This is a genomic window from Mycobacterium sp. P4_H6, from assembly GCF_056400845.1.
Genome location: NZ_JBFUKN010000146.1, coordinates 1 through 15,170, shown reverse-complemented (window position 1 = coordinate 15,170; position 15,170 = coordinate 1). Strand labels below are relative to the sequence as shown.

At 67.4% G+C, this 15,170-nt stretch carries 15 protein-coding genes; 7 read left to right on the top strand and 8 right to left on the bottom strand.

What is annotated here, in order from left to right:
* Nucleotides 1–245 precede the first annotated feature (245 nt).
* The 3 genes from AC1DTF_RS31565 to AC1DTF_RS31555 all read left to right on the top strand — a co-directional run bounded on the left by AC1DTF_RS31565 (nucleotide 246) and on the right by AC1DTF_RS31555 (nucleotide 4,352).
* Entirely contained in the window at nucleotides 246–581 is a 336-nt protein-coding gene (locus AC1DTF_RS31565; protein ID WP_477476917.1) for a serine hydrolase, read from the top strand.
* A gap of 148 nt (nucleotides 582–729) precedes the next feature.
* The gene (locus AC1DTF_RS31560) at nucleotides 730–1,077 is read left to right on the top strand and encodes a hypothetical protein (RefSeq protein WP_477476916.1); all 348 of its coding nucleotides are present in this window, start codon (nucleotides 730–732) and stop codon (nucleotides 1,075–1,077) included.
* A gap of 224 nt (nucleotides 1,078–1,301) precedes the next feature.
* Entirely contained in the window at nucleotides 1,302–4,352 is a 3,051-nt protein-coding gene (locus tag AC1DTF_RS31555; RefSeq protein WP_477476915.1) for a PQQ-dependent sugar dehydrogenase, read from the top strand.
* On the opposite strand, the gene AC1DTF_RS31550 is transcribed toward AC1DTF_RS31555, so the two are convergent.
* On the bottom strand, nucleotides 4,349–5,230 hold the full coding sequence (locus AC1DTF_RS31550; protein WP_477476918.1) for an LLM class flavin-dependent oxidoreductase: 882 nt from the start codon (nucleotides 5,228–5,230) through the stop codon (nucleotides 4,349–4,351). The genes AC1DTF_RS31555 and AC1DTF_RS31550 overlap by 4 nt on opposite strands.
* A gap of 136 nt (nucleotides 5,231–5,366) precedes the next feature.
* Here AC1DTF_RS31550 and AC1DTF_RS31545 point away from each other — a divergent pair, with 136 nt between their 5' ends.
* The 3 genes from AC1DTF_RS31545 to AC1DTF_RS31535 are packed head-to-tail and all read left to right on the top strand — an operon-like array spanning nucleotide 5,367 to nucleotide 8,179.
* Nucleotides 5,367–6,674 (top strand): sensor histidine kinase, encoded by a 1,308-nt coding sequence (locus tag AC1DTF_RS31545; RefSeq protein WP_477476914.1) that lies wholly within the window; start codon nucleotides 5,367–5,369, stop codon nucleotides 6,672–6,674.
* Nucleotides 6,662–7,306 (top strand): response regulator transcription factor, encoded by a 645-nt coding sequence (locus AC1DTF_RS31540; RefSeq protein WP_477476913.1) that lies wholly within the window; start codon nucleotides 6,662–6,664, stop codon nucleotides 7,304–7,306. The genes AC1DTF_RS31545 and AC1DTF_RS31540 overlap by 13 nt, the downstream gene beginning before the upstream one ends.
* 27 nt (nucleotides 7,307–7,333) lie before the next feature.
* A complete protein-coding gene (locus AC1DTF_RS31535; protein WP_477476912.1) occupies nucleotides 7,334–8,179 on the top strand; it encodes a DUF4097 family beta strand repeat-containing protein in 846 nt (281 codons plus the stop codon).
* 28 nt (nucleotides 8,180–8,207) lie between these two features.
* Here AC1DTF_RS31535 and AC1DTF_RS31530 read toward each other — a convergent pair whose 3' ends face one another.
* The 4 genes from AC1DTF_RS31530 to AC1DTF_RS31515 form a co-directional block, all read right to left on the bottom strand.
* A complete protein-coding gene (locus tag AC1DTF_RS31530) occupies nucleotides 8,208–8,684 on the bottom strand; it encodes an Rrf2 family transcriptional regulator (protein WP_057165923.1) in 477 nt (158 codons plus the stop codon).
* 31 nt (nucleotides 8,685–8,715) lie between these two features.
* On the bottom strand, nucleotides 8,716–9,405 hold the full coding sequence (locus AC1DTF_RS31525; protein ID WP_057165922.1) for a pyridoxamine 5'-phosphate oxidase family protein: 690 nt from the start codon (nucleotides 9,403–9,405) through the stop codon (nucleotides 8,716–8,718).
* Between the two features lie 48 nt (nucleotides 9,406–9,453).
* A complete protein-coding gene (locus tag AC1DTF_RS31520; RefSeq protein WP_477476911.1) occupies nucleotides 9,454–10,332 on the bottom strand; it encodes an LLM class F420-dependent oxidoreductase in 879 nt (292 codons plus the stop codon).
* A gap of 90 nt (nucleotides 10,333–10,422) precedes the next feature.
* Entirely contained in the window at nucleotides 10,423–11,019 is a 597-nt protein-coding gene (locus AC1DTF_RS31515; RefSeq protein WP_477476910.1) for a cysteine hydrolase family protein, read from the bottom strand.
* A 75-nt stretch (nucleotides 11,020–11,094) separates the two neighbouring features.
* Here AC1DTF_RS31515 and AC1DTF_RS31510 point away from each other — a divergent pair, with 75 nt between their 5' ends.
* On the top strand, nucleotides 11,095–11,568 hold the full coding sequence (locus AC1DTF_RS31510; RefSeq protein WP_477476909.1) for a DinB family protein: 474 nt from the start codon (nucleotides 11,095–11,097) through the stop codon (nucleotides 11,566–11,568).
* On the opposite strand, the gene AC1DTF_RS31505 is transcribed toward AC1DTF_RS31510, so the two are convergent.
* Genes AC1DTF_RS31505 through cysD form a run of 3 tightly spaced genes read right to left on the bottom strand, consistent with a single transcriptional unit; the run spans nucleotide 11,565 to nucleotide 15,147 of the window.
* Nucleotides 11,565–12,302, bottom strand: coding sequence for a 3'(2'),5'-bisphosphate nucleotidase CysQ (locus AC1DTF_RS31505; RefSeq protein WP_477476908.1), 738 nt, complete (start codon nucleotides 12,300–12,302; stop codon nucleotides 11,565–11,567). The two genes, AC1DTF_RS31510 and AC1DTF_RS31505, sit on opposite strands and share 4 nt — an antisense overlap.
* Before the next feature lie 31 nt (nucleotides 12,303–12,333).
* Nucleotides 12,334–14,184 carry a sulfate adenylyltransferase subunit CysN gene (gene cysN, locus AC1DTF_RS31500; protein WP_057165907.1) on the bottom strand — a complete coding sequence of 617 codons (1,851 nt, stop codon included), beginning with the start codon at nucleotides 14,182–14,184 and terminating at the stop codon, nucleotides 12,334–12,336.
* A gap of 33 nt (nucleotides 14,185–14,217) precedes the next feature.
* Nucleotides 14,218–15,147, bottom strand: a complete 930-nt coding sequence (cysD, locus tag AC1DTF_RS31495; protein WP_057165906.1) for a sulfate adenylyltransferase subunit CysD — start codon at nucleotides 15,145–15,147, stop codon at nucleotides 14,218–14,220.
* Between the last annotated feature and the right edge of the window lie 23 nt (nucleotides 15,148–15,170).

Here is a 15,170-nt window from a genome sequence, read left to right as displayed (position 1 = left end):
GCTCCACACACTCCGCTAAGCGCGCATCTGGCCTAGTCCTGCGAGACGGAAGCAATTGCTGGAAAGTGTAACGCCGCGCACAGCGGCCCAGATCGGGTTTGCGAATCATGCGCCAAATGGCCTGACCCGACACGGGCAGCCGTGCCAGAAAATCGGCTCTCACCAGCCAGTAACGCCTGCGCTGCTGCTGCGGGTCCGACATAGTCGGGCCGAGCCCTTTCGCGAGAAGCGAGGTCCGCTGTGCGTTGCATCCGGTTTGCCTTCACCGTCGCCTGCACCGGCGCCTTACTCAGCCCTCAGCCCTCAGCCCTCAGACGCAGGCGCGACGGCTGGCCAACCCCAGCGCCGCCGCGCCGGGTGCGGGCTACTCCTTCGCCATATTCGACACCCACGGCTGGATCGGCCACAACGGCGATATCCCCGGCTACACGACGGTGCTGGTCTATTTCCCGGAACGGGATGCGACGCTGGCGGTTTCGGTCAACTCCGATGTACCCAAAGGTCACGCGGCGGGACAGATCGCCAAGGCCGTGGCGCAAATCGTCACGCCCGAGCACCTCTACGACCTCGCGAACGCCTGACCAGGCGAACACGGTTCCTGACAGTTAGTCAGCCGCCGCCTGTGAAGTGGTTGGGAATAGCCCTGCTCACCCGTCGCCGCGACTCTTTCAGCCGTAGCGTTCCCCGGTATCAGGCCTCGACAGGCTGCCAGGAGAGAAGGACACGCACATGACTGCCACCACAAAGATCACCGCGCTGGGGATCGGCTCATTCGCCGTCGCCGCGGCATTCATGACTCTGAGCAGTGCAGTGGCCAGCGCCGATGTCGAAGAGATGGCCCCCTCCCCGCAGGTCACCAGCCGCCAGGCGCTGCTGATCGATGAAAACGCCCTGCGCTCGGCCGACTACGGCGAAGCCCGCGGCCTGGGTGAGACCAGGAACGGCGATATGGGCATCGTGAGCGCACAGGGCGAGGTGCACGACTCCACCAAAGCGGTCGTCGGCTCCAAGGCAGCGCCGTTCAACCTCGAGTCCAATGGTTCCTTCGTGTTCGACCCGCCGATCGGCGCCTGGTGATCGGGCCCTGCCCGCTATCCAGTTACCGCTGAAACATCCGCAAATAGCGGTACGCCGCAAACTTCCGAACCCCGCAACAGCCCACCAACGCCGGAACCGCGCAGAATTTTTCGCGGGTTGGCGCCATTTGTTTACTCGTTTTAACCCGATCGGCAATTTTGGGTGCCATAGTGATCAGCGCCGCCTGCCCGGCGGCTAATTCTGATTGCTCCGGGGGGAGTCCCATGGCGTCCATTGACCGCGTTGTCTCTTTTTCCGCCGCCGAACACACCGATCTGACCGGTGTGAACACGTCACGCCGGCGTCCGACCGCCCACGGCGCACCGCTCGCCCCGCGTCGAGCAGCAACACCCGGCGTGGGGACGGGCTCGGTGTACGCGAGATACATCGGCCGCGTCGGCGCGCTTGCTGTGGCACTGGGCGTGACGGGGGCGGTGGCCACCTCACCGGGGGTGGCGTGGGCCGACGACACGACGCGTGGGTCGCAAACCAGTACATCAACGACCGGGACCGGCACTTCGCCGACGGCAACCGGTGACACCACCCCCTCCGGCACCGGCGACCCGACCGAGACCGGGACGACGGTCGATGACGAACCGTCCGACGAGGACGAAGAGGGCGGGCTCGAATCCGATCCGCTCGACGAAGAGGACGACGACACCGAACTCGACGAGGACACCGAGGCGGACCTCGATCCCGAGCTCGAAACCGGCACCGGCACCGACCCCGAGCTCGAGCCCGAAACCGGAAGCGGCTCAGGCACCGAAACGGAGACCGAGCCCGAAGAAACGTCCCTCATCACACCGGTGGACGACGACACCTCCTCCCGCGACAAGGACGAGCTGTCAGCCCCCGAAGAGAACACCACCACCCTGCTCACCGCGCGGCAGTCCGACCTCACCGGCCCGGCGATCGCCGCGTCCGCCGCCATCACTCCGCTGCACGCACCCGCGGCGGCACCGAACTCGTTGGGAGACTGGGGCAAAGCCATCGGGACGGCACTGCACCTGCCGACCCCCAACCAGGTCTTCCAGGGCACCAGGACCTTCGTCACCTCGTGCGCCTGTGCCCTCATCAACGGTGCACTCAACGTGATCAACGGCCTGATGGCGCCGGCGGGGGCCGCAGGTGGGGAAGCGCCGGCCAATCCACTGCAGAACACCGTCCTGTGGACGGTGCTGGGCTGGGCGCGCCGCCAGGTCGACGTCGCGGTCGGTCTTTTCAACCGCTCGCTGCTCGGACAGTGGGTGAACCAGGTCACGACGTCGGTCACCAAATTCATCGGCGATTTCGGCAATTCGCCGTTGGGGCGCACCATCTCGGCCCGTATCGGTGCGTTCGTGGCCGAATGCGAGGGCCGCATCAACCTGCCCGAGGAGTTCGACCGCACGACCCTCATCTCCGGACTGAACGAGCCGACCGATTTCGAGTTGATCATGCACGACGGCGATCCCAGCCACGTGCACCAGATCCTGATCACCGAGAAGTCCGGGGCCATCAAGTCCTATGACACCCACACCGGGCAGATCACTACCCTGCTCAACCTGTCGGTGGTGACCGCTAACGGCGAACGCGGCCTCATCGGCATCGAAGTGGACCCGAACTTCTGGGACAGCGATGCCGAGGGATATCAGAAGATCTACGTCGCCTACACCAACGCCCAGAACTACGACCAGCTTTCGAGCTTCACCCTGGTCGGCAATACGCTGTCCGACGAGCAGGTATTGGTGACATCGACGCTGCTGGCCAACGACTTTCATCACGGCGGCGAGCTGGAGTTCGACCCCACCGGCCAGTACCTGTACTGGGCGGTCGGCAACAACACCTCCCCCAGCGAGAACTCCCAGGATCTGACCAACATCCACGGAAAAATTCTGCGCATCAACCGCGACGGCTCCGGCGTCGCCGACAACCCGTTCTATTCGGAGACCGGCAACCCCAACACCAACCGCATCTACGCCCTGGGTCTGCGCAACCCGTTCCGGTTCGGCGTCGATCCCGTCACCGGGGCGGTGCTCTCCGGCGATGTCGGTGAAGCCAAATGGGAAGAGCTCAACCTGATCAAACCCGGCGCCAACTACGGCTGGCCGACCACCGAAGGTGCGGAAGGCGGCGGTTTCGCTGACCCGCTGTACGCCTACCCGCACAGCACCGGTTTCGGCAACGGTTCCATCACCGCCGTCATGGTCTACGACGACGGCACCGCGGTGGCCGGGCAGAAGAAGGTCTGGATCGCGGACTATTCGCTGGGTTGGATCCGCGAGCTGACCTTCGACGACGCGTACACCAGTCTGATCAGCGAGCGCACGATCGATAGTGGCGCGGGTGCGGTGGTCAAACTGACCCAGGGCCCGGAAGGCGAGATCTACCAGCTCAACATCTACCCGGGTGCGCTGCTGGTGATCACGCCGTCCGAAGGCAACCGGTCACCGGTCGCGGTGATCGACCCGTCGGCGACCTCGGGGGCCGGCGACAGCCTCACTGTCGATTTCGACGCCGGGGGCTCCAGTGATCCCGACGGTGACACGCTGACCTACTCGTGGGACTTCGGCAACGGACAGACCTCGACGTCGGACACGGCGACGGTGACCTTCACCAACACCGGCGGCTACACCGCCTACACCGTCACCCTGACCGTGACCGATGGGGAGGGCAAGCAGAACGTCGCCACTCAGCGGATCGTGGTCGGCAGCACGCCTCCGGTCGCCGATTTCGATGTCCCGGCCGGCCAGGACTACATGTACAACGCCGGTGACACCGTGTCGTTCGGCGCCACCGGCACCGACCCGCAGGACGGACAGCTTCCAGCCGGTGCGTATTCATGGAGGGTCGTCTTCCATCACGCCGACCACACGCACCCGTTCGTCAACGAGGTCACCGGCCCGGATCTGACCTTCGACATCCCGGTCGACTTCCACCAGCTGTCCAACACCTACTACAACGTGATCCTGACGGTGACCGACAGCAGTGGGCTGAAAACCGTGGTGGAGAAGGAGATTCACCCCAATCTGGTGACGCTCACCTTCGGATCCAACGTCGACGGCGCCAAGTACACCATCGACGGCATCCCGCACACCGGCACCTATACCGAGCAGGCCGTGGTCGGCGTCAACCGCACACTGGGTGCGATCTCGCCGCAGACCATCAACGGCCAGCAGTACGTGTTCGGCGACTGGGAGCACGGCGGCGGCGCCACCCAGATCATCACCACACCCGGCAGTGCCACCGCCTACACGGTCAATTACGTTCCGGCACCTGCCGTTGTGCCGGTCTAGCCGAGATCGCTGATCACCTCGGCGACGCGGTGCACCTGCTCGATGTCATCCGATGTCGGGATCAGGTGCACCTCGTCGGCGCCGATGCTCTCGAAACGGCGTAGCACGGCCAGTAATTCGTCCTGGCCGCCCGACCATCCCGTGGTGGGGGCGATGGCGTCGACGAACTCCTCGGGGATCCAGTTCATATAGCGCAGCAGGTGATGGCGCACCTGCTCGCGGGCGGATTCCGGTTCGCCGATCGCGAACCAGAATGACGTGGCCAGGTGYGGTTTCGGCTTGCCTGCCGCATCCCACGCCTGCCGGGCAACGTCGAACAGGTCGTTCTGCTGATCGGCGTCGAGGTCCAGGGTGGTGCCGGCCAGCCCGGCCGCCCAGCCCGCCGCACTGCGCACCGTCTTGGGACCGATGGTGCCCACCAGCAGCTCGGGTCCACCGGGTTGCACCGGCGGCGGTCCCACCGGCAGCACCGACTCGGTGACCTTCTCCCCCGCCCACACCCTTTTCATCACCGCGACCCGCTCGGCCATCCCGCGCATGGTCTGGGTGGCGGTATCAGCGCCGACCGCCTGGTAGTCCTCGTGCCGACCACCGACGCCCAGGCCGACCGTGAGGCGGCCACCGCTGAGCACATCGCCGGTCGCCAGCGCCTTGGCCAGCGCCACTGGATCATGCAGCTGCGGCACCACGACCGTCGTCACCAGACGCACCCGATCGGTCCAGGCGGCCAGTGCCCCGAGCAGCGTCATCGAGTCCGGGTTGTCGAACGCGATGCGCTCACCCCAGCACAACGATGAGAACGGCCCGTCGTCGATCACCTTCGCCCAGGTCTTGAGGGTCGCCGCATCCAGGTCCGGTTCCATGACCGGCATCGTCATTCCGACTCGCACGTCGGCGATTCTGGCACGGGGGCCGGATATCGACACCGGGATCGGCCGATCCGGGGGTTAACCCCCACCAACCCGGCGGGGAAACGCGGTGTCGTCCGGGCGCAGGAGTCCATAGGTTGGTCGCATGGTCGCAATCACGTCCAGTGCCCCCGTCACCGTCGCCGCGGAGTCCGCTCCGCACCAGCGCTTCGGTCATCTCGGCGTCGTCCCGACGGCATCGATGATCACCGGCGCCTTCCTGGCCGTCGTGTGGTTCTGGATTCCCCTGTCCATCTTCGTTATCGGGATCTCGTCGATCCCCTCGATCGTCGGGTTCCTGCTCGCCGGGGTGGTGTTCATCTATCTGATGCGCGGCGTCGAGTGGATCGAGCGGGCCCGCAGCGAAGCGGTATTCGGCCTGCAGATCCCGGTGCCGGCGCGGGCACTCTCGCATTACACCGGATTCCAGCGCTGGGCCCACCAGCTGTGGCTCGACATCAGCAGTGCCCGATTCTGGAAGGCGGCGGGGCACCACTATCTGCGGATGACCTATGACCTGCTGGTCACCGGGCTCGCGGTCGCCCTGCTCGCCTTCGCCTTCCTCGGCCCGGCCGCGGCAATGGCGGTGCAGCGCAGCGATGATGACGCCGGTCTGCGGTTCATCTCGCCCGCCCTGGCCTGGGTGCTGGCGGTGGTTGCGCTGGCTGCGGCGGTGGCGATCCTGATCTTCGCGCCCGCCGTGGATGCCAAGATCGACCGTTGGTTGTTGGCGGCCTCGCCGACCGCGGCGTTGAAGCATGAGGTGAGTGCCCTGTCGCAGGCCCGTGCGGGTGCGGTCACCTCGGCACAGACCGAGCGGCACCGCATCGAACGCGATCTACACGACAGTGTGCAGCCGCGACTGGTCTCGCTGGCCATGACGATCGGGTTGGCCCAGACGAAACTGGACAACGATCTGCCGACGGCACGCAAGCTGATCTCCGAGGCCCATGGTGATGCCATGAGCGCGCTGGCCGAGTTACGCAATGTGGTGCGCGGTATCGCCCCCACCATCCTGGCCGATCGCGGTCTGGACGCCGCGCTCTCGGCGGTGGTGCAGAGAACCGAAACCTCAGGCGTGCCAACCACCCTGGACATCCATCTGCCGGTCCGGCTCCCCGAGGAGGTCGAGGCGTGCGCCTATTTCGTCGTCGCCGAGGCGCTGACGAACGTGGCCAGGCACGCCGACGCCACCCAGGCGGTGGTGACGGTACGCACCGACGAGGCCGCCAACACATTGCACGTCTCGGTGTTCGACGACGGGCGCGGCGGCGCACACATCGACACCGACGAGGATTCGACGGGGCTGCGCGGATTGGCCGAGCGGGTGCGAGCGGCCCGCGGAACCTTCACGGTGTCCAGCCCCGTCACCGGCCCCACGATCGTCACGGCGGTGCTGCCATGCGCATCGTGATCGCCGAGGACTCCGCACTGTTGCGCGCCGGTATCGAGCGGATCCTCGCCGACGCCGGGCACGAGATCGTCGCCGGCGTCCCGGATGCGACCGAACTGCTGCGGATCGTCAACGACCAGAAGCCCGACCTGGCCATCCTGGACGTCCGGATGCCGCCCACCTTCACCGACGAGGGCATCCGCGCCGCGGCGTTGCTACGGTCCCAGAACCCGGATTCACCGGTACTGGTGCTCTCACACTATGTCGAAGAGCGCTACGCTGCCGATCTGATTGCTTCGGACACAAAGGGTTTCGGCTACCTGCTGAAGGACCGGATCGCGGATGTCCCGGCCTTCCTCGATGCCGTGCGGGTGGTCGGCGCCGGCGGCACGGTACTGGACCCCGAGGTCGTCTCCCAGATCCTGGTGCGCTCACGACGACGCGCCACGCTGGATGCCCTGACGCCGCGCGAACAGGAGGTGCTGCAACTGATGGCCGAGGGCAAGACGAACTCGGCGATCAGTGCGGCCCTGCATGTTTCGGTCGGGTCCGCCGAAAAGCACATCGCCTCCATCTTCACCAAACTGCAGCTGGCTCCCGACGACAGCGAGAACCGGCGAGTGCTCGCGGTCCTGCGCCACCTCGAATCCTGATCCGTGCCGACCCCGAGAGGGAACCACATGACCACCACACTCACTGCCCCCGGACCGCCGTCGCTGTCACCGGGCGGACGCACGGCGGCACGCGCGGCACTGGTGATCGCGGCCGTCGCCATCATCGCGACCACCCTGGCCCTGCTGACCGCGGCCGCCCTGGGGCTGAGCGCATTCCGGCTGGTGACCGACCATCACGACCTGCCCCCGAACATGCGGGCGCTGACGGTCGACACCGCCGCCTCCCCGATGGCGGTGCGCATCGTCGCCGACCGCAATGCCACCGCACCGCGGGTGGATGTCCGCATGGTGACCACCGACCGCGGTGACCGCGAGGAGCTGACCGTCACCAACGACAGCAACGGCACCCTGCTGCGCGTCGATGCCCAGAGCAGCTTTCTGGCCTGGGGCGATCCCGGCGAACTCACCATCACCGTGCCCCCGGAGCTGGGCAGGCAGTTGGCCGTGACGGTCCGCCAGGACACCGGTGTGCTGATGGCCGAGGCCGACCTGGACGAGCTGACCGCCACCACCACCGACGGCGCGGTGCTGCTGCGGGGCACGGTGCGCCAGATCGAGGTGCGCGCCCGAGACGGTGAAATCCACACTCGCCAGCCGATCTCGGTCGGCGAGTCGTTCACCGCCGAGACGCGGGACGGCGATGTCCAGGTGCGGTTCGCCGACGCACCTGCAGAGATCAAGGCCACCACCCGCGACGGTGACGTCGACATCTCGCTGCCGACCCCGGGGCCCTACCTGGTGCGGGCCCAGTCCGGTGACGGCTCGGCCACGGTGCGGGTGCCGCAGACCACCGATCCTGCGCGGGCCGCCGCGACGGTCACGGCGAGCACGCGTTGTCGAGTTTCTCCATGAATCTCGACAACAACTCGACGCTCGGCCGTCAGTTGGACGCGTGGCCCCGGTCTGATTCCTGGCCCAGGTAGTCGCGGGCCAGCGTCGCGACGTGCGCGGGCAGCGACCCGGCGGCCACATCGGCCAGGCTGGTCTCCTCCAGCACCGAGCGCATGCTGGCCCGCAACGCCCGCCACACATCCGTCAGCGACGCCGTCGGACCCGAATAGGGCAGGTCCCCCAGACCGATGTCGCGGACGCTGGCCAGCGGCCCGTCGATGCAGCGCAGCACATCGGCGATGCTGATCTCGGCGGCCGGGCGGGCCAGCTCATACCCGCCGTCGCGGCCGCGGTGGCTGCGCACCAGCCGGTCGGTCCGCAGGTCCGACAGGATGTCGACCAGGAACTGCGCCGGTATGCCCTGCGCCTTGGCCAGATCGTCGGTTTTGACCAGTCCCCCGCCGTCCACGGTGGCCAACTGAATCATGGCGCGGACGGCGTACTCCGCCTTCGCCGACATCCGCATACCGCGAATTGTGCCATTGCAGGCCCGCTGATCAGCGAAGTGGCGGCGCGGCGTTGCGCAGCGGACCGGTCATGGCCTGCACCGATGCGGGTAGCGGAGTCGCCGGATCGCAGTCCGGTGCACGTTGCGGGGTGCCGTAGCCGACGGTCAGCGGCACCACCCCGGCCCACGCGCCGGCGGCCACATCGGACTCGGGATCCTCGGGCCAGCCGGCGCTGATTTTCAGCGACCAGTTGTCCGCGGCGATCGGGAGTCGCAGCGCCAGGCTGGCCGCAAGTTCGCGGCCGGTGCTGGCCCGCAGTTCGGCCACCCGCCCGGGGATGAAGGCATCGGTCAGCGCTTCCAGGTAGCGGTTCTTGTCGGCATCGGGCACGACCGTGAACGTGCCAAACAACGTCGCGCTGCGGTAGCGGAAGGACGATTCGAACCCGCTGCGCGCCACCATGACTCCGTCCAGCGCGGTCACCGACACCGCGGCCTGGGCGCCGGTCGCGAGCGCCCGCATCCACGGCGAGCCGGTGGAACCGTGAATCACCAGATCGTCACCGAGGCGGGCGAATCCGGTCGGGAAGGCCACGGGGTGCCCGTCGCGGATCAGCGCCACGGTGGCCAGCGGTGTGCTGTCGAGCAGATCATCGAGCCCTTCGCGTTCGGTGCGCTGCTTCTCCCGTAGCCGGCTGACGCGGGTGGACGGTTGACCGGCTGCGGACTCGGTGTTCACAAGGACCAGCTTGGCCGAAGTTGCGCATGTTCGCCTGCGAATATCGGGTCAGGGCGTGATTCCCAGTGCCTGTGCGAGTGCTGCGTAGGCGCGGAAGGCCGCGTCGTCGTACACCTGCAGCAGCACCTCGGGCATCGCCGGATGCGGCGCGGAGTTCCCGGTGACCAGATGTATCTGCACATGGTCGGCGCCGGCGTCGAGATGCGCCTGCAGGCCTGCGGCCACCCGCTCGGGCGTGCCGTGCACGGCGAGGGCGTCGATCAGCCGGTCGCTGCCGTCCTCGGCCAGGTCGGCGTCGGAGAATCCCAACCGGCGCAGGTTGTTCCGATAGTTGACCAGGCCGAGGTAGGGGTGCTTGATCCGCGGCCGAGCCAGCGCCCGCGCGCGTTCGGCATCGGGCTCGAGCACCACCTTCTGCTCGGGAGCGAGTAGCTTGTCCGGCCCGAGCGCCGCCCTGGCGCGGCGGGTGTGTTCGGGGGTCACCAGGTAGGGCACCGCACCGCCGGTGCGGTCGCGCGCCACCTCGAGCATCTTGGGGCCCAGCGCGGCGAGCGCCCTGTTCTCGACGGGCACCCCGTGGGTGTCGAGGGCATCGAGAAAGTCGCGCAGCGCGGCCATCGGCCGGACATAGCCCGCGGTCTGCTCGGGATGTCCCACGCCGATGCCGAGCAGCAGTCGACCGGGGAACCGCCGTTCGATGCGCCGATAGGACGCCGCCAGGATCGCCGGATCGCCTCGGTAGATGTTGTAGATGCTGGTGCCGATCACCAGGCTGTCGGTGACGGCGAGCAGGTCGTCGATACCGTCGAGGGCGGGATCGGGGCCCCCCAACCACAGCGTGCCGAATCCGAGTGCCTCGATCTTCGCCGCCATCTCCGGCGTCGTCGCATAGCCCGGCTGCCAGACACCGTACGTTCCGACTTTCATTGCGCACCTCCGCATCACATGAGCGTTACGGCTCCATGGTGATCCGGTTTTTTTGGACCAGCAAGTCCAATTATCGCGGTGCCGAAGCCCTCAGTCCGGCACGGCGGCGGCGTCGGGGACGACGACGGCGAACAGATCATTGAGCGCGGCCAGACTGGCGGACTGCAGCGCGGCCGCGGACACGGTTTCGCCACCGACGCCGGGCAGCGGCCGGGTCGCGGTGGCACTTGCTACGACCGTCGGCGCGTAACCGAGGCTGAACCCGCCACGCGCGGTGGAGTTGATGCACATGTGCGTCATGAACCCGGCCAGCACCAGGTTGGTGGCGCCGACGGCCTTGAGGCGTTCATCGAGATCGGTCTGCACGAACGAGTTGGGGAACTGCTTGACCACCACCGGTTCGCCGTCGCGCGGGGCCACCGAATCGACGATGGCGCCGACTTCGGCGGTGATGTCGTAGGGCGAGCCCGGCCCACCGTTGTGCTGGATGTGGATGACCGGGATGCCCGCGGTGCGGGCCCGGTCCAGCAGTGTGGCGGTCTCCTCCAGGGCCGCCTGCACGCCGTCGAGTTCCATCACCCCGTAGGTGTAGGTGTTCTGGCAGTCCACCAGCACCAGCGCCGAATCCCGAAGCGCGGGCGGGGTAGCGGGCAGATCGACCAGGTTGCGCAGGGTGGGGCGACTCATGTGGTCAGCCTAGTTGTCCTTGCCGGAACGGCAAGGGTCCCGCACCTCGCCACTCACCTGCGCCACACTGGTGCGGTGCCGACCCGACGACGCGATACCCCGCCGCCGCGAACCGACGGCACCGAGGTCGAGACGCTGCGCGGCTTTCTCGACTACCTGCGGACCTCGATGGCGGCGAAGGTCGACGGTGCCCCCGAACCCCAGGTGCGGACCGCGCTCGTGCCGTCCGGCACCAATCTGCTCGGTCTGCTCAGGCACGTCACCTGCGTCGAACGCTGGATTTTCCTCGGGGACAACGTCACCGACTGGCCGGCGACGTTCCACGCCGACCCCGGCGACACCGTGGCCGACGTCGTGGACCGCTATCGGGCGACAGTGCGCCAAGCCAACGATGCCCTCGACCGGTGCACCGACCTGTCCGACCCGGTGCCGGGCAGGGACTCACCCAGCGTCCGCTGGGCGCTCACCCACATGATCGAGGAGACCGGCCGCCACGCCGGTCACGCCGACATCCTGCGCGAGCTGATCGACGGTGCGACGGGGCGCTAGTGCGCCTTGGTGACCGCCAGCACCGCGTCCGCCAGTTCCGGGCGGCACACGATGAGGTCGGGCAGTGACACGTTGGACTGGTTGTAGACCAGCCGCGAACCGTCGATGCGCGAGGTGAACAACCCGGCCGCCCGGGCCACCGCCACCGGGGCCGCCGAATCCCATTCGTACTGACCGCCGGCGTGCACGTAGACATCGGAGATGCCCTGCACCACGGAGGCGACTTTCGCTCCCGCAGAGCCCATTTCGACCAGGGTGCCACCCAGCGCGTCCCGTACCGCGAGCGCGACCGCGGGCGGCCGGGTACGCGACACCACGACGCGCGGGGCGCCGGGGGCGGCCGGAGGCGCGGCGACCGTCGGGGTGGCCAGCGTGACGCCCTGCGCGGGCAGTGCGACCGCGCCGGCGACCAGTTCGCCGCGCTCCCACAGGGCCACATGCACCGCCCAGTCCTCGCGGCCGAGTTCGGAGAACTCGCGGGTGCCGTCGAGCGGATCGACGATCCACACCCGCTCGGAGTTCAGCCGGACCTTGTCGTCGGCGCCCTCCTCGGAGAGGACCGCGTCACCCGGGCGGTGCTCGGCCAGGGCGGCCATGAGGAAATCGTGGGACCGCTTGTCCCCCGCAGCCTTTCGGTCGGCGGACTCGGCGTCGGCGAACTCGATGCGCACTCCCAGCAGGAGTTCGCCGGCTTCGGTAGCCAGCCTGCCGGCGAGTTCGTGATCACTGCTCATGCGCGATCCACCTTCGGCTCCTCGCTGGCGCTCATTCCCGACTACCTAACAGGTCGATGACCTGCTGCGCCAGTTCGTCGGCGGACTGCTCCGGCGTCAACCGCAGATCGGGGTTCTTGGGCCGCTGGTAGGGGCTGTCGATACCGGTGAAGTGGGTGATTTCACCACGGCGAGCTTTAGCGTAGAGACCCTTGGGATCGCGGCGTTCGCAGTCCTCCAGCGGGGTGTCGCAGAACACCTCGTAGAAGTCGAATCCCTGCTCGGTGTGCACCGTGCGGGCCAGTTCGCGGTGTGCCTCCAGCGGGCTGATCGCCGGGACGAGCACGATCTGTCCGGAGTCGGCGAGCAGCGTCGCGATATGCGCTAGCCGGCGCAGGTTCTCGGCACGGTCATCCATGGAGAAGCCCAGGTCGGCGTTGAGTCCGTGCCGCAGGTTGTCCCCGTCGAGCACGTAGGCCGGCCGACCGGCGGCCAGCAGCTTCTGCTCGACGAGCATTGCCACCGAGGACTTTCCGGATCCGGACAACCCGGTGAACCACACCGTCGAGCCCTTGGACAGCCGGTCGTTGGCGGTCACCAGATTCTGGTGGCGCACCGCGTTGGGGCTGGCGGCGCGGTTGGCCGCCGGTTCGGTGTCGCGCACCATGCCGGCGGCGACGGTGCCGTTGTTGTCGGGATCGATGAGGATGAACGACCCGGTGGCCGGGTTGCGCGAGTACTCGTCGAGCAGCAGCGGCACCTGGGTGCGCAGGGTGACGCGGCCGAGTTCGTTGAGCTTCAACGCCGTTGCGCTCTTGTCGCGATGCAGGGTGTTGACATCGAGGCGATAGTCCAGCGCCGTCACCCGCGCCCTGGTTGTGCGGGTGGTGTGCTTGATGATGTAGTCGCGGCCCGGTTCGAGGGCTGCACCATCAGCCATCCAGCACACGGTGGCGTCGAATTCCTTCGTGACATCGGGCTGGTTGTTGGGCCTGGCGATCATGTCGCCCCGCGAGATGTCGATATCGTCGGCGAGGCTGATCGACACCGCCATCGAGGCGAACGCCTCGTCCACCGGACCGGACGGGCCGGCAATGGCGGTGATGCGGGTGGTCTTTCCCGCCGGCAGCACGACGACGTCATCACCGGTGCGCATGACGCCGCCGGCCACGGTGCCCGCATAGCTGCGGTGATCCGCATGCTCGTGGGTCTGCGGGCGGATGACGTACTGCACCGGGAAACGGACGTCGACCAGGTTGCGGTCACCGGCGACGTACACCTCTTCGAGGTGGTTGAGCAGTGCCGGACCCTCGTACCAGGGCGCCACATCGGATTTGGTGACGACGTTGTCGCCGTTGAGCGCCGACAGCGGGATCGTGGTCACATCGTGGATGTCCAGGCGCGCCGCGAACTCGTGGAAGTCATCGCGGATCTTGTTGAACCGCTCCTCATCCCAGCCGACGAGGTCCATCTTGTTGACGGCCAGCACGATGTGCTGGATGCCCAGCAGCGAGGCCAGGAAGGCGTGCCGGCGCGACTGCTCCAGCAGGCCGTGCCGGGCGTCGACCAGCACGATCACCAGCTGCGCCGTGGAGGCACCCGTCACCATGTTGCGGGTGTACTGCACGTGCCCGGGGGTGTCGGCGATGATGAATTTGCGCTTGGCGGTGGCGAAGTAGCGGTAGGCGACATCGATGGTGATGCCCTGCTCGCGCTCGGCGCGCAGGCCGTCGGTCACCAAAGCCAGGTCGGTGTAGTCGTTTCCGCGTTCCTTGGAGGTGCGCTCGACGGCGGCGAGCTGGTCCTCCATGACGGCTTTGGAGTCGAAAAGCAGCCGGCCGATCAGCGTCGACTTGCCGTCGTCGACGGAGCCTGCGGTCGCGATGCGAAGAAGTGTTGCCATGTTATTTTCCCGTCGCTTCGCTAGCCCTGGACATCAGAAGTACCCCTCGCGCTTGCGATCTTCCATACCTGCTTCGGAGATCCGGTCGTCGGCGCGCGTCGCGCCGCGCTCGGTGAGGCGGGACACCGCGGTTTCGGCGATCACCTCGGAAACACTGCCTGCCAACGACTCCACGCATCCGGTGCAGGTGACGTCGCCGACGGTGCGGAACCGCACGGTCTTCTCGATGACCGGCTCGTCCTTGCGCGGCTGCAGGAACTTGTGCACCGCCAGCAGCATGCCGTCGCGTTCGAACACCTGGCGCTGGTGCGCGTAGTAGATGGACGGCAGCTTGATCTTCTCGGCCCCGATATAGGACCAGATGTCGAACTCGGTCCAGTTCGAGATGGGGAAGGCACGGATGTGCTCGCCCTTGTGGTGGCGACCGTTATACAGGTTCCACAGTTCTGGGCGCTGCGCCTTGGGATCCCACTGCCCGAACTCGTCGCGGAAGCTGAACACCCGCTCCTTGGCGCGGGCCTTCTCCTCGTCGCGCCGTGCTCCGCCGAACGCGGCGTCGAACTTGTTCTCACGGATCGCACGCAGCAGCGTGAAGGTCTGCATGGGGTTGCGCGACGGGATCGTCTCGACGACCCGGCCGGCGTCGATATCGTCCTGCACCTTGGCGACCACCAGCCGCACACCGGTCTCGGCGACGAGGTCGTCGCGGACCTGGAGCACCTCGTCGAAGTTGTGGCCGGTGTCGACGTGCATCACCGGGAATGGCAGCCGACCGGGCGCGAACGCCTTGACGGCCAGGTGCAGCATGACGATGGAGTCCTTGCCGCCGGAGAACAGCAGCACCGGCTTCTCGAACTCCGCGGCGACCTCGCGGATGATGTGGATCGCCTCGGCCTCCAGCGCGCGCAGGTGGCTGAGCTCGTAGCGGGCGGCGGCCGGGTCGAGATCGGCGGGCGCGGTCATCGCATCTCCATAAAGTTGGTAGA